The following is an 18,188-nucleotide window of genomic DNA, read 5'->3' as shown; positions in this document are numbered from 1 at the left end:
GAGGCCCCCATGCGCATCGCCGGAATATCCTTCGACCACATGCATATGGGCGATCTGCTGCGCTGCGTGCAGGATCACCCCGAGGCCGAAATCTGCGCGATCTGGGACCCTGACCGGACCAGGATGCAGGGCGCGGCGGAGACGTTCGGCATCCCCGAGGACCGCGTCTTCACCGATTTCGACGCGGCCATGGCCACCGCGCCTGACATGGCCATCCTCTGCGTGAACACCGCCGGTCATGCGGAGATGACGGAGCGGCTCGCACCCCATGGCTGCCATGTCTTCGTCGAGAAGCCCTTCGCCGCCTCGGCGGATGACGCGCGCCGGATGATCCGCGCGATGGAGGGCACCGGGCGGACACTGGCCATCAACTGGCCCCTGCGCTGGGTGGCGAGCCACGTCACCGCCAAGGGCCTCATTGAGGCGGGCGAGATCGGCGAACTGATCGAGGTGCATTTCTACGACGGCAATCGCGGCCCGCTCTACCACCTCGCCGACAAGGTGGAGGTCACCCCCGAGGAGGTGGAGCGCCAGAAGCCCGACGCCTGGTGGTACAAGAAGGAGGCAGGCGGCGGGTCGCTGCTCGACTACCTCGGATACGGCGCGACGCTCGGCACCTGGTACATGAATGGCGCGGCACCTCTGGAGGTGACCTGCGTCGTGGACGAGACGCCGGGGATCGAGGTCGACCAGCATTCCATTACCATCTGCCGCTACGAGAAGGGCCTGTCCAAGATGGAGACCCGCTGGGGCACCTTCACCGACCCATGGACCCACCAGCCGCAGCCGAAATGCGGCTTCGTCTTCGTGGGCACCGAAGGAACATTGTCCAGCTACGACTACGCCGATCACGTCACGCTCCAGACCCGCGCGCGGCCGGAGGCCCATGCGGTCACGGCGGAGCCGCTGAAAGCCGGCGAGACGAACGCCATCGAATACGTCCTCGGGCGGATCAAGGCGGGCTTGCCAATGGAAGGCCCGCTCGATCCCGCGCTCTGTCTGACGGCGCAAAGGATCGTGGACACGGCGATGCGCTCGAGCATCGAGAAACGCACTCTGGAGCTCTTGCCATGAGCGAGGTCGACACCGACACCTATGCCCTGAAGGCGGCGGAGCTGCCCGAGATCGATGCGCCTCCGATCGACTACCGTCCCCCGGCGCCAAAGAGCTACCGCCCGAGGATCGCGCTGATCGGCGCGGGCGGGATCTCCGCCTCCCATCTGGACGCCTATCGCACTGCGGGCTGGGACGTGGTGGCCATCGCCAACCGGACGCTCAGGAAGGCCGAGGACAAGGCCGCGAAATACTACCCGGAGGCGGTGACCACCGACGACTGGCGCGCGCTGCTGGCGGACCCCACGATCGACGTGGTGGACATCACGCCCTATCCGCAGGCCCGGCTCCCGATCATCGAGGCCGCGCTCGAGGCGGGCAAGCATGTCCTGAGCCAGAAGCCCTTCGTCACCCGGCTCGAGGACGGCGAAAGGCTGGTGAAGCTGGCCGACGAGAAGGGTGTCAAGCTCGCGATCAACCAGAACGGCCGCTGGTCGCCGCACATGGCGTGGATACGGCAGGCGGTGCGGGCCGGGCTGATCGGCGACCTGATCTCGGTCCACTGCAACATCGCCTGGAACCACGGCTGGATCGAGGGCACCGATTTCGAGAAGATCGACGACCTGATCCTTTACGATTTCGGCGTGCACTGGTTCGACTTCGTGACCTCGCTCGCGCCCGGCCGTGTGCAGTCGGTGGTCGCCTCCTCCACCCGCGCCATCGGCCAGACTGCACGCCCGCCCTTGCTGGCGCAGGCGCTGGTGCGGCTCGACGGCGCGCAGGCCAGCCTCGTCTTCGACGGCGCGGCCCCCCACGGGCCGCACGATCACACCTATGTCGTGGGCACGAAGGGCAGCCTTGTCAGCCTCGGCGCCGATCTCGGCACGCAATCGGTGACGCTGACCACCGCCGAGGGACGGGCGACGCCGGTTCTGGAAGGCACGTGGTTCAACGACGGCTTCCGCGGGGCGATGGGCGAACTCCTATGCGCAATCGAGGAGGACCGCGAGCCGGTGAACGGCGCGCGCGAGAACCTGCAAAGCCTCGCGCTGACCTTCGCCGCCATCGCCTCGGACAAGGGCGGGCGCGAGATGAAGCTAGGCGAGGTGCGCGAGATGCTTGGCGCCACACCGTGATCCGCACGCTGGTCATCGGCCTCGGCAACATGGGCCGCAGCCATGCGCTCGCCCATCACGCGCATCCCGGCAGCGAGATCGTGGGCCTCGTCAACCGATCGCCGCGCGCCGACCTGCCCGAGGCGCTGGAGGGCTATCCGCAATTCCGCACGGCGGAGGAGGGGCTGGCGCTGGACCCGGATCTCGTGGTGATCGCGACCTACTCCGACAGCCACGCGGGACTCGCCATCCGCGCGATGGAGCAGGGCGCCCATGTCTTCGTGGAGAAACCGCTGGCCACGACCGTGGCCGATGCGCGGGCGGTGGTGGAAAAGGCGCAGGAGACCGGGCGCAAGCTGGGCGTGGGCTACATCCTGCGGCACCATCCGTCATGGCAGCGCCTGATCGCCGAGGCCCGCGCGCTGGGCGGCCCCTACGTGTTCCGCATGAACCTCAACCAGCAGTCGAGAGGGCCGGAGTGGGAGACCCACAAGGCGCTCATGCAGACCACCTCGCCGCTCGTGGATTGCGGGGTCCATTACGTCGATGTCTGGTGCCAGATCACCGACGCCGCCCCTGTCCGCGTGCAGGGCATAGGACTGCGCCTCTCGGAGGAGATCGCGCCCGACATGTACAATTACGGCCAGTTGCAGGTGACCTTCGCGGACGGCTCCGTCGGCTGGTACGAGGCGGGCTGGGGGCCGATGATGTCGGAGACGGCGTTCTTCGTGAAGGACGTGATCTCCCCGGGCGGGTCGGTGTCGATCACCGACGCCGACAAGGGCGAGAGCGCCGATATCGACGGCCATACGAAGGTCGGCGGCCTGCTGGTCCATCGCCCCGAGGGCGACCGGCTGATCGCCCTCGAGAACGAACCCGGCCACCAGGCGCTCTGCGACGCGGAGCAGGCCTGGATGTTTGCCGCGATCACCGAGAACCGCGACCTCTCCCGCCACATGGAGGACGCGGTGCGGTCGCTTGCCATCTGCCTCGCGGCCGACGAGGCGATCCGCAGCGGCCGGCCCGTGACGCTCTGACCCCCATTCTCTTTGGGCTTCAAATATCCCGGGGAGCGCGAGGGGCTGGCCCCTCGCTCCTGCCCGCGTCGCCGGGCTCAGCCGGTCGAGAAAACGGCCCTCCGCGCGTCCCATGCGCCCTGCCGGCAAAAGACCGGGGGCGCGCCGTAGGGACAGAGCACGGTGACCGCAGCACCGCCGTCATGCAGGTCGCCCGACCAGACATGGACCCATGCCTCCCCGGCTGGGAGGCGCACCTGCCGGCTCTCCGCCCCTTCCTCCAGTACCGGCGCGACGAGCAGGTCTGGGCCGAGCATATAGGCCCCCTGCTGCGCCCGCGCCCCGGCATCGGACGGGAAGGCGAAGGGCAGGGGCCGCATGGGCGGGATGCCCTCTTCCGCGAAGGTCTCCATGCAGGCCTGCACGTAGGGCCGCAGCCTCTCGCGCAGGTGCAGCAGGCGGGTGAAGACCGCCAGCAGGTCCGCGCCGTAGGACCAGACCTCGTTGTCGCCGCCGGTGTCGGTGAAGACCTCGAACACGGGCCGGCCATAGTCGACCTCTCCGTCGGGCGCGGAGAAGGGCACGCCGTCGGGGATGCGCACGCCGTGCAGGCGGCAGATGGGGGAGAAGACGCCGAACTCGAACCAGCGCACCAGCAACTCTCGGAATGACGGGTCGTCGCGGTGGCCTTCGTAGAAGCCGCCGATATCGGTCGTCCACCAGCCCATGCCGGACATCGCCGCGTGCAGCCCCGCCGCGACCTGGGCGCGGTAATCCTGCCAGTTGGACCAGACGTCGCCCGACCACAGGATCACCGGATCGCGCTGCCCGCCTGCCCAGGTGGAGCGGCAGAGCAGGACGGACCCGGTCTTGCCCGCCGCGCGCAGGCCCTCGGCGTAGCGGCGCGCGTGGAGCACGGGATAGGCCGAGAGCATCTCCGCCCCGTTCCCGAGATACGTGCGGACGTTTTCGGGGTGAAGCGGGCGTAGCTCCGGCTCGCAGGCGTCGATCCAGAAATTCTCCAGCCCGCGGTCGAGGTAGCCCTCCTTGGCGCGCGCCCAGTGGAAGTCCCGCGCCTCGGGGTTGAAGGCGTCGTAATAGGTCATGAAGTGGACGCCGTAGGGGTCCTTGTCGGGAAACTGGATCAGCGCGGGCAGGCCCCTCTCGCTGCGCAACAGAAACCCCTTGTCGCGCATCTCGCCGTAGTGGCGGGAGTTGGCCGAGACCGTGGGCCAGATCGACACCATCGTGCGGATGCCCATGGCCTTGAGTTCCGCCACCAGCCCCTCGGGGTCCGGCCACTGGTCCGGGTCGAAGCGCCATTCGCCCTGCTTCGTCCAGTTGAAGAAGTCTATGACGATGCAGGAGAGCGGCAGCCCGCGCCGCCGGTACTCCCGCGCGACCTCGAGGACCTCCTCCTGCGTGCGGTAGCGCAGCTTGCACTGCCAGAAACCCGTGGCCCACTCGGGCAGGCGCGGCGGCATGCCCGTGGCCTGAAGGTAGCGGCGCAGGATCGCCTGCGGGCTGTCCCCGGCGCAGATCCAGTAGTCGAGGCCCGGCGTCGCCTCGGCCCGCCAGCGGGTGACGTTGTGGGCGAAATCGCAGCGGCCCACGGCGGGGTTGTTCCACAGGAACCCGTAGCCCCGCGAAGAGATCACGAAGGGCACGACCACATGGGTGTTCTGCTGCGCGAGCGTCGTTGAGACGCCCTTGAGATCCTCCTGCCCGTGTTGCGGCTGGCCGAGGCCCATCAGGTGCTCGTCCTCGTAGGCGCGGAAGGTCGCCTCGAGCTGGAACGAGCCCGAGGCCAGCGCCTTGAACGACCGCGGCGCGGGACCGGCGAAGTGGGAGCGGGTCTCCGACAGCAGTTCCTCGCCCGTCACGGTGTCGGTGAAGCGGATCACCGGCTCGCGCGTCACGTCCGCGCCCAGCCTGCGGGTCAGGCGCACGTCCGCCCGGATGCGGCCGTTGACGATGTGGCCCCGGTCCTCACCGGCATGGACCTCCGGCGCCGTGTCGGCCGGGTTGAGCAGGGCGGAGACATGGGGCTCCGCCACGGCGCCGCCGGGGCGGGCGCGGATGCGCAGGGCGTCGGGGCCGTGGGCCTCGATCCGCAGTGTCTCGCCCGCGCAACGCACCGTCAGGGCGCCGGCTTCGGCAGTGAACATCAGTCGTCCTTTCGATGAAACCGCAGGGTCAGCCGCGCGTAGCCGCGCCGGTGCACCACGCCCCCGATGTCGCGCATGTCGGGCGCTTCCTCCACGAGGTCGATCCGGCCCGCGCGGGCGGCGGTCTCGGTCAGCACGGCGCGGATCACGGCGCGGGCGTGGCTCGCGCCGAGGCAGGCGTGGTCCCCCGCGCCGTAGCCGACGTGGGGATTGGGGCTGCGGTCGAGGCGCAGGGTCTGCGCGTCCGCAAAGACTGCCGGGTCATGGTTCGCCGCGGCCCAGCAGAGGGCGATCCGCTCGCCCGGCGCGCGGGGATGGCCGCCCACCTCGTCGGCATGGGGGCAAATGCGGCCGATATGATCGAGCGGCGAGAGCCAGCGCACGATCTCCTCCGCCCCGGTCACGGCGAGGCGGTTGCTGTGGCGCAACGCCTTTAGGTCCTCGGGCCTCTGCGCCATGTGGCGCAGCGCGGTGGCGATGGAGGCGATGAGCGTGTCGCGGCCCCCGGCGAAGGTGACATGGGCATAACCGAGGATCTCGTCGCGGGTCAGTTTGCGGCCCCGGAACTCCGCACCCGCGAGAAAGGCAAAGAAATCGTCGCCTCCTTGCGCCATGGCGCGGTCGGTTTCGCGCTCCAGCACCTTCAGCAGCCGGTCGGCGCGGGCGGGGTCGTTGACGCCTGCGGTGCGAAAGGCGTGGAGGCCCCAGGCGATCCACTCCTCCCCCGCCGCGCGCGGCAGGCCCAGCAGCAGGGCAAGCGCACGGCTTTGCAGGGGCAGGGCGAATCCGCTGACCACCTCGACCTCGCCGGCCGCCAGCGCCTTCTCCACCGCCTCCGCCACCAGCACGGTGATCGCTTCGCGCAGGGCGGGATCGGTGGCGGGGCGGCGGAACCAGTCGCGCACCAGATCCTTCAGCTCGGTATGCAGCGGCGGGTCGGTCTCGATGGGCAGTTGGCGCAGGCTGCGCACGTCGTCCTCGGCGGGGATCGGCACCCGGCCCTGCGCGTCGTTGGAAAACCGCTGCCAGTCCTTCGCCGCGTCGCGCACGGCGTGGTAGCCGAGGATCACCGGGATGCGCTCTCCGCGAAAGTCGCCGAGATAGCCGCCCGCGTCGCGGTAGGGGGCGAAAGGGTCTTCGTTGGTCATCGTTTCCTCAGGAATCCGCCGTCCACGATCAGCTCCGTCCCGGTGACGAAGGAGGCCGCGTCGGACAGGAGAAACGCGATCGCCTCCGCCACCTCTTCGGGTCGCGCCATGCGGCCGAGGATATGGGCGGCACCCGCGCCCGCCCGCACCGCGTCGGGGTCGGGCAGGACGGCGAGGCCGCGGTCGGTGAAGGGCGTGTCGACCCAGCCGGGACTGACCGCGTTGACCCGGATGCCGCGGGGTGCGAACTCTCCGCTGGTGGCTCGCATGAGGCCCAGAACGGCGCCCTTGGAGGCGTGATAGCAGGTATAACCGTCCGTCCCGATATGGGCCGAGACCGAGGCCATCAGCACCACTGCGCCGCCCGGAGAGAGCTGCGCGTGCTTCATCGCCAGCATCGCGCCGCGCACGTTCACGGCCATGACCCGCCGCCAGTCCTGCCAGTCGAGGTCCTCCACCCGGCCGAAGGCGTTGGTTCCGGCGATGCAGACAAGGCCGGTCAGTGGCCCGGCCCGGCCAAGGGCCTCCGCTACCTGCGCCTCGTCCGAGACGTCCACGATGTGGCTCTCGGCGGCGTCCGGGTTCTCGGCCAGGTCGAGGGATACGGCCTCGAGTCCCGCCGCCTGCAGGAGGGTCACGGTCGCCGCCCCGATGCCGCCCGCGCCCCCGGTGATCGCGATCCGTCCCATCAGTGCTTCCGCATCAGCCCGCCATCGACGAAAAGCGTCTGGCCGGTCACGAAGGAGGCCCTGGGCGAGGCCAGCCAGAGGATCGCCGCCGCGACCTCCTCGGGCTCGGCCATGCGGCCCAGAAGATGCGCCTCCCGCGCGGCGGCATAGAGCGGCTCGGGGTCGTCCATCTGGTCGAGCGCCGCGCCAGTGAAGCCCGCGTCGACCCAGCCCGGCGCCACGGCGTTCACGCGGATGCCGCGGTCCCCGACCTCCTGTGCCAGCGCCCAGGTGAAGCTCTCGACCGCGGCTTTCGTGGTGACATAGGCAGGGTAATCGGGCGAGGCGACATGGCCGGAGATCGAGGCCATGGTGACGATGGCGGGCGTCTCGGCCCGGGCCTGCAGGGGCACGCCGAACTTCGCGGCGAGGAACATGCCGCCGAGGTTCACGTCCATCATCCGGTCCCAGTCCGCGACATGCATCTCGGCCACCGGGGAGCGGTGGTTGATGCCCGCCACGCAGATCAGCGCGTCGAGGGCCTCCCAGCGCGCGCCGATGCGGGCGAAGGCCGCCCCGATGCTCTCGGGGTCGGCCACGTCCACCGGCTCCGGCCCGTCGCGGTCCAGACCTGCCACCTCCCAGCCCGCCGCCTCGAAGGTCGCGACGGTCGCCCGGCCTATCCCGCCCGCGGCGCCGGTGACCACGGCGCGCGGCATCAGCGGACCCGTGCGCCGGAGAAGCGGTGCGCGATCATCGTCAGGATGATGACGAGGCCGAAGAGGAAATCGGTCCAGTAGCCGGCAAACCCCGCGCCGACCGCCCCCGACGGGATCAGCGTCACGGTCATCGCCCCGAAGAGCGCGCCCCAGATCGTGCCGACGCCGCCCCAGGTGGGGGTGCCGCCGACGAAAAGTGCGGCCAGCGCGATCAGCAGGTATGCCTTACCGGAGGTCGGGAACCAGACCATGTTCGCCATCTGCACGAGGATCGCCCCCGCGATGGCCGCGGCGATGCCCGAGAAGATGAAGACGCCCACGCGGATACGCTCCACGTTGATGCCCATCTGCCTGGCGCTGTCGGTGTTGTCCCCCACCAGCTGAACCCGGACCCCGAACTTGTGATATTTGAACAGGACAAAGCAGAAGAGGCACCAGAGCAGCGACCAGACGAAATGCATGGGCACCTGCAGCCCGGTGTTCAGCAGCTCGAACTTGCCGGTCAGGATGCGGTTGCCCAGCGTGCCCACGGCATCGGGCGCGCTGATCGTGCGGCCCTGGGCGAGGAGGTTCACGAGGCCAAGAATGAAGAAGTTGAGGCCCAGCGTCGCCACCAGAGACGAGATCTTTCCGTAGACCACGATGAGCCCGATGCCCGCCCCGAGCAGGGCGCCGAAGCCCAGCGTCAGGAAGAACGCTCCCATCACCGGGAACCCCGACATGACCATGTACATGAACACGCCGCCCGCCGCGCCGACCACGGACGGAAAGGCGAGGTCGAGCTCTCCGGACACGATCACGAAGACGAGGCTCGTCGTGAGGAAGATCGTCGCCGGGACCGAGAAGAGGAAGGCGTTGTAGAAGACGGGGTTCAGGAACAGCGGCGGGTTGTTCACCGCGAAGACGGCCCAGACGATGACCAGCGTCAGGAAGGCGTTCATCGCGCGGCCGTTGGTGCGGTAGTAGCGGAACCACCGGCTCTGTTCCTTGCGGGTGTCGACGGCGCTGGCATCGGCCTCGGGCGGGCGGGCGGCGGCGGGGGTCGCGTCGGACATCTCTCGCTCCTCAGGCCACGGATTTCAGGGTGGCGGTATCGGCGCGGCCGGTCTCGGCCAGCTGGTGCATCATGTGGATGAGGTGGTCGGCGCCGTCGAACTGGGCCTTGAGCCCCTCGAACGCCTCGCGCCCGCGGTCGATGACGAAGAACCGGTCGGCGATCTCCCAGACGTGATAGATGTTGTGCCCGATAAAGATCACGGTCCGACCGGAGGCCTTCACGGCCTCGACGAAGCGGAAGACCTTCTGCGTCTCGGTAAGGCTGAGGGCCGTGGTGGGCTCGTCCAGCACGATCACGTCGGCCTTGTTGTAAAGCGCGCGGGCGATGGCGACGCCCTGACGCTCGCCGCCCGACAGGTGGCCCACGGTGGACTCGGGATTGAACACCTTGGAGGTGAAGCCGATCTCGCGCATCAGCCGGTTTGCCTCGTCGATCTGGGTCTGCACCTTCGTCAGGCCGAAGGCGTTGGTGATCTCGCGGCCCATGAATATGTTTGTGACGATGGAATGCTGCGGCGCGAGCGCGCGGTCCTGGAAGACCGTCTCGATGCCGGCGTCGCGCGCGGCCAGCGGGGTCCAGGGCGTGCGGCGCTTGCCCTTGACGATGATCTCGCCCTCGTCGGGGTCGTGCACCCCGGCCAGCGTCTTGACCAGTGTCGACTTGCCAGCGCCGTTGTCGCCCAGAAGGCCCAGGACCTCGCCCTTGCGGACGGTCATGCTGACGCCGGACAGCGCTCGACATTGCCGAAGCGCTTCACGATGTTCTTCAGCTCGATGATCGGCTCCGCCTCGGCCATGGTACGCTCCATCCGGTTTGCGAAAGGAGAGGGGGCCCGGCGCCCGGCACGGGCCCCCTCGGGGAGGATCAGCGGATGCCGGCCTCGGCCAGCGGGGCCACGGCCCCGTAATTGTCGGCGGTGACGAAGCCCGCGCCGGTGTCCACGACCAGCGGCGAGAGCTGGTAGACGAGCTGCTGGCACAGCGACAGGACGGGCATGTAGCCCTGCAGGTAGGGCTGCTGGTCCGATGTCACGAGGACATGGCCCGCCTCGAAGGCGCGCATCACGCCCTGCCCGAGGTCGAAACCGACGCCGAGAACCTCGCCCGGCTCCTTGCCGACGGCATCCATGAAGATCGGCGCGGCCGAAAGCCACGGCCCGCCCGGATAGCCGACGAGCGTGGTGTCGGGGTTCGACAGCATGGTGGCGGTCAGGGCCGGAAGCTGCAGCATCTGGTCGGCGCTGGCACCCTCGGCTTCCTGCAGCTTGATCACGTTCATGCCGAACTCCTCGAGCACGGCGACGAGGCCGAGCTCGCGCTGGGCGCGGTTCTCGCTCTCCCAGCGGGACATGACGACGGCGGTCTGGCCGGGCTGGAGCCTGTCACCGGCGAGGCGCAGGGTCTCTTGGCCCAGCGACACGCCCTGGTCGTAGAGCGTGGCGCCGACGTAACCCGAGCCGAAGGCGGCCCGAACTTCGGGCACGTCCACGTTCATGTACATGATCGGGATGCCCGCATCGGCGGCCTGCTGCGCGAGCGGCATCAGTGCGTCGTCGCCGGGGTGGCCCATCATGGCGATGCCGTCGGGCTGCTGGCTGATCGCTTCGCGCAGCTGCTGGACCATCCGGTCGAAATCCCAATCGGAATAGATGATCTCGACGTTGGCGCCGGTGTCCTCGCCCGCCTGCAGGGCGCCGCGGTCGATGATCGAGTTGAACGCCCCGCCGGCCGGCCCGCCCGAGAACACCCGGATGGTCTGGCCCTCGCACCAGTTCGCGGTCTGCGCTGCGGCGGCACCCGCCATAAGCGCAAGCGCAGATGCGGCGCCCGCGAGCGCCCTTGCAATGGTCTTCATGGTTCTCCTCCCTCTCCCACCGCGCCTCCCGCGGGGCTGTGCCGTCTCGCCTCCGGCGTGAACCGAAAACGTTTCTGGAAAGCACTTTGACTATTCGGCGGGATTTGACATGCGTCAAGGGATATGTTCGCAAAAAGTCCCGTTCCTGCCCCAAAGGCTTGACGGATGATCAGAAACGTTTTTGATCGTGAGCAGCTTCGGAGGGGGACGACGGCGGTGAAGAGCGACGATGCAGGGGAGTGGTGGCGCGGCGCCAGTCTCTACGAGGTCTATATCCGCTCCTTCCAGGATTCGGACGGGGACGGCGAGGGCGACCTGCCGGGTCTGATCTCGCGCCTCGACTACCTGCGCGACCTCGGCGTCGACGCGATCTGGGTGACGCCCTTTTCCCCGTCGCCGATGAAGGACGGCGGCTATGATGTCGCCGATTACCGGGGCGTCGATCCCCGGTTCGGCCGCATCGAGGACGTGCGGAGGCTGACCGAGGAGGCCCATGCGAGGGGTCTCCGCGTGGTGATCGACCAGGTCTATTCCCACAGCTCCGACCGGCATCCGTGGTTCGCCGAGAGTGCCGGCGATCCCGACGGGCCGCGCGGCGACTGGTATGTCTGGGCCGATCCGAAACCGGACGGAAGCCCGCCCAACAACTGGCTTGCGCGGTTCGGCGGCATCGCCTGGGAATGGCATCCCGTGCGCAGGCAATACTACCTGCACAATTTCATCGTCGAACAGCCGGACCTGAACCTGCATAATCCGGAGGTGCAGGACGAGGTGCTCGACATCATGGACTTCTGGTTCGACCTCGGCATCGACGGTCTGCGGCTCGACGTGGCGAATTTCTACACCCACGACCCGGCGTTGCGAGACAACCCGCCCTCCGGGCTGACGCCGCGGCCGACCAACCCCTACTACCTGCAACAGCGCCTCCATGACCGCTCCCGGCCCGAGACGCTGCCGTTTCTGGAACGGATGCGTGCGCGGGCGGGCGACCGGATGCTGCTGGCAGAGATTTCCTGCGACTGGCAGGTGGCGCGGATGGCGGAATACACCGCGCCCGGCCGGCTGCACACCGCCTACAGCTTCGAGCTTCTGGGCCCGCGGCTCGATGGCGCACACATCGCGCGGACGGTGCTGGAGGCCGGCGCGGGTGGCGGCTGGCCGACCTGGGCCTTCTCGAACCACGACGTGGTGCGTGTGGCGAGCCGCTGGGGCGCGGAGGATGACGAGGCGCGGCAGAAGATGTTGCTGGCGCTGCTTATCTCTTTGCGCGGGTCGGTGATCCTCTACCAGGGCGAGGAACTGGGGCTGACCCACTCCGACGTGCCCCGCGACAGGCTTCAGGACCCCGAGGCGATCCGGTTCTGGCCGAACCACCGGGGCCGCGACGGGGCGCGCACACCGATGGCCTGGGACGACAGCGAGGCGCTCGGGTTCTCCGATGCCGACCCCTGGCTTCCGGCGGAACCCGCGCACCGGGACCGGTCCGTGTCGCGTCAGGCGGGACGGCCCGGATCGGTACTGGAGACCTGCCGCGCGCTTCTTGCCCTGCGCCGGGAAAGCCCCGCCCTGCGGCTGGGGGATTTCGAGGTGCTGGAGGCCGATGCCGACGGGCTGTCCTTTTTCCGCAGCCACGAGGACCAGACGCTTGTCTGTGCCTTCAACTTCACCGACTACGCCCGACCGGCCCCGCCCCACGGCACCGTTCTCGCCGGGGCGGCCGGTGCCGATGGCCTGCCGCCGCAGGGCTTTCTCATCGCGGTGGCCGAATGACGGAGGCCGTCCGCCGCCCCGGGATCCGCGATCTCGCCGCCCATGTCGGGCTCTCGGTCTCGACCGTCAGCCGCGCGCTGAACGGCTATGCGGACGTCAACGCCGACACCCGCCGGAAGGTGGAAGAGGCGGCGGAGCGCCTCGGCTACCGCGCCTCCTTCGCGGCGGCGACCCTGAGGTCCGCACAGACCCAGACGGTGACCTTCATGGTCTCGAAGCCATGGACGAAATTCGTGGACCCGTTCTACCTCGGCCTGCTCGACGGGGTGGAACTGGTGCTGCAGGCGCAAGGCTACGACCTGCAGGTCGTGATGGCGCGCGAATACGAGGCGGAGATCGACATCATCCGCCGCACGGTCGAACGGCACCGCTCCGACGCGCTGCTGTTTGGGCGGACCCGGCCCGAGGACGAGCGGATCGACTACCTTCAGGCGCGCGGCTTTCCCTTCGTCACCGTGGGCCAGACCCTGCGCAACGATCACGACTGGATCGACCGCGACGGCGTCGGCCTGGGCCGGCAGGCGACCGAGCGGCTGATCCGCTTCGGTCACACGCGCATCGCCTATCTGTCGCCGCCCCTGCGCTACACCTATTCCCACCACGCTCGGCAGGGCTACCGCGCGGCGCTGGCGGCCGCCGGGCTGTCCTTCGACCCGACGCTTGAGATCGAATGCTACCTCTCCCGCCGCACCGGGGGCGAGGCGCTGACCCATCTGATCACCTCCGGCGCGGAACCCACGGCGCTCTTTTGCGGCAACGACATGATCGCGCTTTCGGCGATGGAGGCGGCGCGGGCACTGGGGCTGAGGCCGGGCCACGACATCTCCGTCATCGGCTGCGACGACATGCCGATCGCGGCGCTGGGCGATCCGGCCCTGACCTCGTTCACCCAGGACCTCGACGCCGTGGGCATGCGCATGGCGCGGATGGTTCTGGCGAAACTGGGCGGGGCGACCGAACCGCTTCAGGACCTGGTGGAGGCGCGTCTGATCCCGCGCGAGAGCGACGGGCCGGCGCCCTGACCGCCTTCAGCGCAACTGGCGTTGCGGGGTGGCGCGCCACAGCACGACGGGCGCCTTTGGCGGATTCTCCAGCGCGGAGAGCAGCACCGAGGGTCTGAGGCCGGGCAGGGCGGCGAAGACGTCGAAGAGGCGGTCCGCCCCTTCGGCATCGACGGGGATCTCCACCCGCTCGCCGGTGTCGCAGGTCAGCACCCATTGCGCGGGCCCGCCGGCGATGGGTTCCAGCTCCAGCGTCAGGAGCGCGTCGAGATCGGCAACGCCGCCGGAATAGGGTCCGTAGTAGACCACGCGCCGTTCGTCGATGGTCACGACGCCCGCGCCCCCGCCGCCGCGCGCGAACCGCAGGCGCTGAAGCGCGGCATAGGCCAGCGCCGCCGCCAGAAGGACGAGAAGCCAGCCGATCCAGCGCAGAAGGCCGAATTCCGTCAGCGCCCACCAGAGGCCGAGCGCGGCAAGGGCCGCCGCAATCATCGGCTCCCGCCAGCGGCGCAGGAATGCCCGGGCCTCGGCGCGCAGGAAGTCAGCCACGGTGCAGATCCCGAGGGTCGGTCCGGGTCATGTCCAGTCCCCTGCGCCGGCCTGCCAGAGCGTGAGCGCGGCCACCGCGGCCGTCTCGGCGCGCAGGATGCGCGGACCGAGACGCAGCCGCGTGACCTCGTGCCGGGCGGCGAGTCGCCCCCGCTCGGCGTCCGAAAACCCGCCCTCTGGCCCGATCAGGAGCGCGGCGGGCGCAGAGGCCAGGTCCTGTTCAGATGCCGCGCCCGCCAGAGCTTCGTCCGCGACCATCAGCGCGCGCCCCTCGGGCCAGTCGGCCAGCAGCCGGTCGAGGCGCACCAGTTCGGCCACTTCGGGCACGAAGGTGCCGCCGCATTGTTCGGCGGCCTCGACGGCCGTCGCCTGCAGCCGATCCCGGCGGATGCGCTCGGCATTGGTGAACTCGGTCTGAACCGGGCAGATGCGCCGCGCGCCAAGCTCCGTGGCCTTCTCCACAACGAAATCCGTGCGCGCCTTCTTCAGGGGCGCGAAGAGCAGCCAGAGGTCCGGCGGGTCCCGTTGCGGAGCCGACCGCGCGCGACAGGCCAGAAGACCGCGCTTCTTGCCGGCCTCCGCCACCTCGGCGCGCCACGCCCCGTCGCGGCCGTTGAAGAGCTCGACCTCGGCGCCCGCGCCGAGCCGCATGACCCCGAAGAGATAATGCGCCTGGGCCGGATCGAGCGGCACGATTTGCCCCTCCCCCAGCGGATGCTCTACATGAAGGCGCACCAAGGACATGGGCAAGGGTTCCCGATGAACGACCAGACGACGAAGGGAGGCAGCGCCATCGCGGACGCGGTCTCCGGCAATTGGGTCGATACTAGGGCGCCCGCGAAGTGGAAACCCTACCTTCGTCTGAGCCGCCTCGACCGGCCCATCGGCACCTGGCTCCTGCTGCTGCCCTGCTGGTGGGGGCTGGCGCTGGCGATCCTCGCCAAGGGCGGGGCGGGGCTGATGGACGCCTGGATCGCCCTGGGCTGCGCCATCGGGGCGGTGCTGATGCGGGGCGCGGGCTGCACCTGGAACGACATCACGGACCGCGACATCGACGGGTCGGTGCGGCGGACGGCTCTCAGGCCGATTCCCTCTGGCGCGGTCAGCCCGCGGCAGGCCTTTGCCTGGCTCGTGGCGCAGTGCCTCTTGGCGCTGCTGATCCTGCTGACTTTCAACCACGCCGCGATCGCCCTGGGGTTCATCGCGCTGCTGCCCGTGGCGATCTACCCCTTCGCGAAGCGGTTCACCTGGTGGCCGCAGATCTTCCTCGGGCTCGCGTTCAACTGGGGCGCGCTTCTCGCCTATACCGCTTCGACGGGAGAACTGGGCGTCCCTGCGGTGGTGGCCTATCTCGCGGGGATCGCCTGGACGCTGTTCTATGACACCATCTATGCCCACCAGGACGCCGAGGACGATGCGCTGATCGGGGTCAAGTCCACCGCGCGGCTGTTCGGCAGCGAGAGCCCGCGCTGGCTGCGCCGGTTCCTGACTGCCGCAGTGTTCCTGCTGACGCTCGCGGTGTTCTATGCGACGGTGGACCGCAACGTGCTGGCGCTGGCCATCGCCGCCTGCGGCGCCTGGGCGATGGGCTGGCACCTGATGTGGCAGCTGACGCGATTCGACCCCGACGACACGGACCGTCTGTTGCGGCTGTTTCGCTCCAATCGGGATGCCGGGCTGATCCCCCTGCCGTTTTTCGCCGTCGCAGCGCTCGTCTGATTGCACCCTGTCGCCCTGGCGCTTAAGGAAGCGCGGTCCGAAACAATGCTGCCCGAGGTGCCATGCGGCTATCCGGTCTCCTTCTGACCTTCCTCGCTTTCGCCACGGCGGCAGGGGGTGCCTTCCTCGGTGCCCGGGCGGCGGTCGCAGTGGTGGAGGACCGGTCGGTCGTGGCCGTTCGCGATGCCCTGGCGGGCGAGGGGCTGCTGTTCGCCCGGGTGCTGGGCGACGGACTTCAGATCGTGCTCGAGGGCGAGGCGCCGAGCGAGGCGCAGCGGTTCAGGGCCATGAGCGTTGCGGGCGGTCAGGTCGATGCAAGCCGCGTGATCGACAACCTCTCGGTCGCGGAGCGCGAAGGCCTTGCGCCGCCCGCCTTCGCAGTGGAGATCCTGCGCAACGATGCAGGCGTGTCGCTCATCGGGCTGGTCCCCGCCGATACGGACCGCGAGCGCATGGCGGACCGGATCGCCGAGGCGGCTCCGGACAAGCCGGTCACCGACCTGATGGAGACGGCGGACCATCCGATCCCGCCCGGCTGGGCGCCCGCCATGATCTTCGCGCTGGAGGCGCTGGAGCGACTCCAGCGGGCCAAGATCTCGGTGAGCGCCGGCGAGGTCTCCGTGGTCGCCATGGCGGAAAGCGCGACGGATCAGCGCCGGATCGAGAACGAACTGGCAAGGCTGCGGCCCGCCGGGCTGAGCTTGTCGGTCGACATCACCGCGCCGCGCCCGGTCATCTCGCCCTTCATCGTGCGTTTCGTGTCGGATGCGGACGGCGCCCGTTTCGAGGCCTGCGCCGCGGGTTCCACGGAAGGCGAGGCGGTCATCACGGAAGCCGCGGTGGCTGCAGGCCTCGACGGCCGGGTCTCCTGCCGGATCGGCCTCGGGATGCCCTCCGAACACTGGAGCGAGGCCGTGGCGCTCTCCATCGGCGCCGTGGCGGAGCTGGGCGGCGGCACCGTGACGCTGACCGACGCCGATGTGAGCCTGGTGGCGCCGGCGGACACGCCGGAAGCCGTCTTCGAGCGGGTGGCGGGCGAACTCGAGAATGCGCTTCCTCCGCTCTTCGCTCTGGAGGCGGCGGTTGCCGTCGAGCCGGATGCCGAGGCCGTCGAGACCGTGCCCGAATTCACCGCGACGCGCAGCCCGGAGGGCCTCGTCCAGCTGCGCGGGCGCGTGGCCGACGCGCTCATGAACACGACCGCCGAGACCTATGCCCGGGCGCAGTTCGACGGGGCGGAGATTTCCATGGGGACCCGCGTGACCGAGGGTTTGCCGCCGGGCTGGTCGGTGCGGGTTCTGGCGGGAATCGCGGCGCTGGGCGAACTCGAAAGCGGATCGGTGATCGTGCGGCCCGACACGGTCCGGGTCAGCGGCCTTACCGGCAATCCCGACGCGCGTACCCAGATCGCGCAGCTTCTCGTGGAGAAGCTGGGGCAGGACGCGGACTTTTCGGTCGATGTCACCTACGAGGAGCGGCTGGACCCGATCGCGGCCCTGCCGACCCCGGAGGAATGCCTCCAACAGATCGGGATCGTGACCCGGAACCGGAAGATCACCTTCGATCCCGGGTCGGCCGATATCGCGGGACCGGCACAGGCGGTGATGGACGACATTGCGGAGATCCTGCGCCGTTGCCCCGATCTGCGGGTCGAGGTGGCCGGCTACACCGACAGCCAGGGCCGAGAGGAGATGAACCTGCGCCTGAGCCAGGACCGTGCCGATGCCGTCCTGCGCGGTCTTCGCGAGCGGCGGGTGCCGGTCGGCTCGTTCAGCGCAGTGGGCTATGGCGAAGAGGACCCGATTGCCGATAATGAGACGGAGGAAGGCCGCGAAGCCAACCGGCGCATCGAATTCCGGCTGGTCGGGAGCGAGGCGACGGACGCCTCCGCCGACGCGGACGGGGAAGCGGCAGCCGGGGGGGAAGACGGGAGCGATGAACAGGACTGAGTTCATAATCGCCACGGCGGCGGTTCTTTTCGTTGCCTTCTGTCTCGGCTGGTTCGCCTCCTGGCTGGTGAACCGCTTCACCCGGGTGACGAAGGCAGAGATCGGCGAGCTCGATCGGATGGCTCAGGCGCTGCACGAGGCCGAGGAGACGCGCGACCAGGCCATCATCTACCTGCAGCAGCGCGAGGCGGAGATGTCGAACCAGCTCCATCAGACCGAGGCGGAGCTGCGCGCGGCGATGGACGGCCTGCGCGAGGCCCGGCACGAGGCCGAGGAGCTGCGGACCTATATCGAGCGTCACAACGTCGGCGTCTGACGGCAGGACGACGCTCGCCGCAAGCGGCATCGCCCCGCCCGCCGTCCCGCGCGCGGAGGCGAGCTTGCTCTGGTCCATGGTCCGGC

Annotated in this window: 17 protein-coding genes; 8 read left to right on the top strand and 9 right to left on the bottom strand. The window is 69.4% G+C overall.

From position 1 onward, the window contains the following. Nucleotides 1-9: 9 nt before the first annotated feature. The 3 genes from EAT49_RS09650 to EAT49_RS09640 are packed head-to-tail and all read left to right on the top strand — an operon-like array spanning nucleotide 10 to nucleotide 3,205. Nucleotides 10-1,074 carry a Gfo/Idh/MocA family protein gene (locus tag EAT49_RS09650; protein ID WP_123642109.1) on the top strand — a complete coding sequence of 355 codons (1,065 nt, stop codon included), beginning with the start codon at nucleotides 10-12 and terminating at the stop codon, nucleotides 1,072-1,074. After that, nucleotides 1,071-2,189: a Gfo/Idh/MocA family protein gene (locus tag EAT49_RS09645; protein WP_123642108.1), complete on the top strand. Its 1,119-nt coding sequence runs from the start codon at nucleotides 1,071-1,073 to the stop codon at nucleotides 2,187-2,189. Before EAT49_RS09650 ends, EAT49_RS09645 begins: the two co-directional genes overlap by 4 nt. Continuing rightward, on the top strand, nucleotides 2,189-3,205 hold the full coding sequence (locus tag EAT49_RS09640) for a Gfo/Idh/MocA family protein (RefSeq protein ID WP_123642323.1): 1,017 nt from the start codon (nucleotides 2,189-2,191) through the stop codon (nucleotides 3,203-3,205). The genes EAT49_RS09645 and EAT49_RS09640 overlap by 1 nt, the downstream gene beginning before the upstream one ends. Before the next feature lie 77 nt (nucleotides 3,206-3,282). On the opposite strand, the gene EAT49_RS09635 is transcribed toward EAT49_RS09640, so the two are convergent. The 7 genes from EAT49_RS09635 to EAT49_RS09605 all read right to left on the bottom strand — a co-directional run bounded on the left by EAT49_RS09635 (nucleotide 3,283) and on the right by EAT49_RS09605 (nucleotide 10,798). Beyond that, nucleotides 3,283-5,352: a glycoside hydrolase family 31 protein gene (locus tag EAT49_RS09635; RefSeq protein ID WP_221181451.1), complete on the bottom strand. Its 2,070-nt coding sequence runs from the start codon at nucleotides 5,350-5,352 to the stop codon at nucleotides 3,283-3,285. Then, nucleotides 5,352-6,500 (bottom strand): cytochrome P450, encoded by a 1,149-nt coding sequence (locus EAT49_RS09630; RefSeq protein WP_123642106.1) that lies wholly within the window; start codon nucleotides 6,498-6,500, stop codon nucleotides 5,352-5,354. The genes EAT49_RS09635 and EAT49_RS09630 overlap by 1 nt, the downstream gene beginning before the upstream one ends. After that, nucleotides 6,497-7,189: an SDR family NAD(P)-dependent oxidoreductase gene (locus EAT49_RS09625; protein ID WP_123642105.1), complete on the bottom strand. Its 693-nt coding sequence runs from the start codon at nucleotides 7,187-7,189 to the stop codon at nucleotides 6,497-6,499. The genes EAT49_RS09630 and EAT49_RS09625 overlap by 4 nt, the downstream gene beginning before the upstream one ends. Then, complete coding sequence (locus EAT49_RS09620) at nucleotides 7,189-7,887, bottom strand: SDR family NAD(P)-dependent oxidoreductase (RefSeq protein WP_123642104.1); 699 nt, start codon at nucleotides 7,885-7,887, stop codon at nucleotides 7,189-7,191. The genes EAT49_RS09625 and EAT49_RS09620 overlap by 1 nt, the downstream gene beginning before the upstream one ends. After that, entirely contained in the window at nucleotides 7,887-8,942 is a 1,056-nt protein-coding gene (locus tag EAT49_RS09615; RefSeq protein ID WP_123642103.1) for an ABC transporter permease, read from the bottom strand. The genes EAT49_RS09620 and EAT49_RS09615 overlap by 1 nt, the downstream gene beginning before the upstream one ends. Before the next feature lie 10 nt (nucleotides 8,943-8,952). Beyond that, nucleotides 8,953-9,660 carry an ATP-binding cassette domain-containing protein gene (locus EAT49_RS09610; RefSeq protein ID WP_221181450.1) on the bottom strand — a complete coding sequence of 236 codons (708 nt, stop codon included), beginning with the start codon at nucleotides 9,658-9,660 and terminating at the stop codon, nucleotides 8,953-8,955. Nucleotides 9,661-9,808: 148 nt separating this feature from the next. Beyond that, on the bottom strand, nucleotides 9,809-10,798 hold the full coding sequence (locus tag EAT49_RS09605) for a substrate-binding domain-containing protein (RefSeq protein WP_123642102.1): 990 nt from the start codon (nucleotides 10,796-10,798) through the stop codon (nucleotides 9,809-9,811). A 216-nt stretch (nucleotides 10,799-11,014) separates the two neighbouring features. Here EAT49_RS09605 and EAT49_RS09600 point away from each other — a divergent pair, with 216 nt between their 5' ends. Together EAT49_RS09600 and EAT49_RS09595 are read left to right on the top strand one after the other, a co-directional pair. Beyond that, the gene (locus tag EAT49_RS09600) at nucleotides 11,015-12,568 is read left to right on the top strand and encodes an alpha-glucosidase (RefSeq protein WP_185020714.1); all 1,554 of its coding nucleotides are present in this window, start codon (nucleotides 11,015-11,017) and stop codon (nucleotides 12,566-12,568) included. Next, the gene (locus EAT49_RS09595) at nucleotides 12,565-13,590 is read left to right on the top strand and encodes a LacI family DNA-binding transcriptional regulator (RefSeq protein WP_123642100.1); all 1,026 of its coding nucleotides are present in this window, start codon (nucleotides 12,565-12,567) and stop codon (nucleotides 13,588-13,590) included. The genes EAT49_RS09600 and EAT49_RS09595 overlap by 4 nt, the downstream gene beginning before the upstream one ends. Nucleotides 13,591-13,596: 6 nt before the next feature. On the opposite strand, the gene EAT49_RS09590 is transcribed toward EAT49_RS09595, so the two are convergent. Both EAT49_RS09590 and EAT49_RS09585 read right to left on the bottom strand, forming a co-directional pair. Continuing rightward, on the bottom strand, nucleotides 13,597-14,118 hold the full coding sequence (locus EAT49_RS09590; protein WP_123642099.1) for a hypothetical protein: 522 nt from the start codon (nucleotides 14,116-14,118) through the stop codon (nucleotides 13,597-13,599). A gap of 27 nt (nucleotides 14,119-14,145) precedes the next feature. Continuing rightward, nucleotides 14,146-14,862, bottom strand: coding sequence for a 16S rRNA (uracil(1498)-N(3))-methyltransferase (locus EAT49_RS09585; RefSeq protein WP_123642098.1), 717 nt, complete (start codon nucleotides 14,860-14,862; stop codon nucleotides 14,146-14,148). A 15-nt stretch (nucleotides 14,863-14,877) separates the two neighbouring features. On the opposite strand from EAT49_RS09585, the gene ubiA reads away from it, so the two are divergent. The 3 genes from ubiA to EAT49_RS09570 all read left to right on the top strand — a co-directional run bounded on the left by ubiA (nucleotide 14,878) and on the right by EAT49_RS09570 (nucleotide 18,102). After that, nucleotides 14,878-15,837 carry a 4-hydroxybenzoate octaprenyltransferase gene (gene ubiA, locus EAT49_RS09580; RefSeq protein ID WP_246003813.1) on the top strand — a complete coding sequence of 320 codons (960 nt, stop codon included), beginning with the start codon at nucleotides 14,878-14,880 and terminating at the stop codon, nucleotides 15,835-15,837. 62 nt (nucleotides 15,838-15,899) lie between these two features. Beyond that, nucleotides 15,900-17,786, top strand: coding sequence for an OmpA family protein (locus EAT49_RS09575; RefSeq protein WP_123642096.1), 1,887 nt, complete (start codon nucleotides 15,900-15,902; stop codon nucleotides 17,784-17,786). After that, the gene (locus tag EAT49_RS09570; RefSeq protein ID WP_123642095.1) at nucleotides 17,773-18,102 is read left to right on the top strand and encodes a hypothetical protein; all 330 of its coding nucleotides are present in this window, start codon (nucleotides 17,773-17,775) and stop codon (nucleotides 18,100-18,102) included. Before EAT49_RS09575 ends, EAT49_RS09570 begins: the two co-directional genes overlap by 14 nt. Nucleotides 18,103-18,188: the final 86 nt, after the last annotated feature.

Source organism: Histidinibacterium lentulum (assembly GCF_003789055.1).
GTDB classification, from domain to species: Bacteria; Pseudomonadota; Alphaproteobacteria; order Rhodobacterales; family Rhodobacteraceae; genus Oceanicola; species Oceanicola lentulus.
Note: the sequence above shows the minus strand (reverse complement) of the source record. Positions and strands in the feature narration are given on the sequence as shown.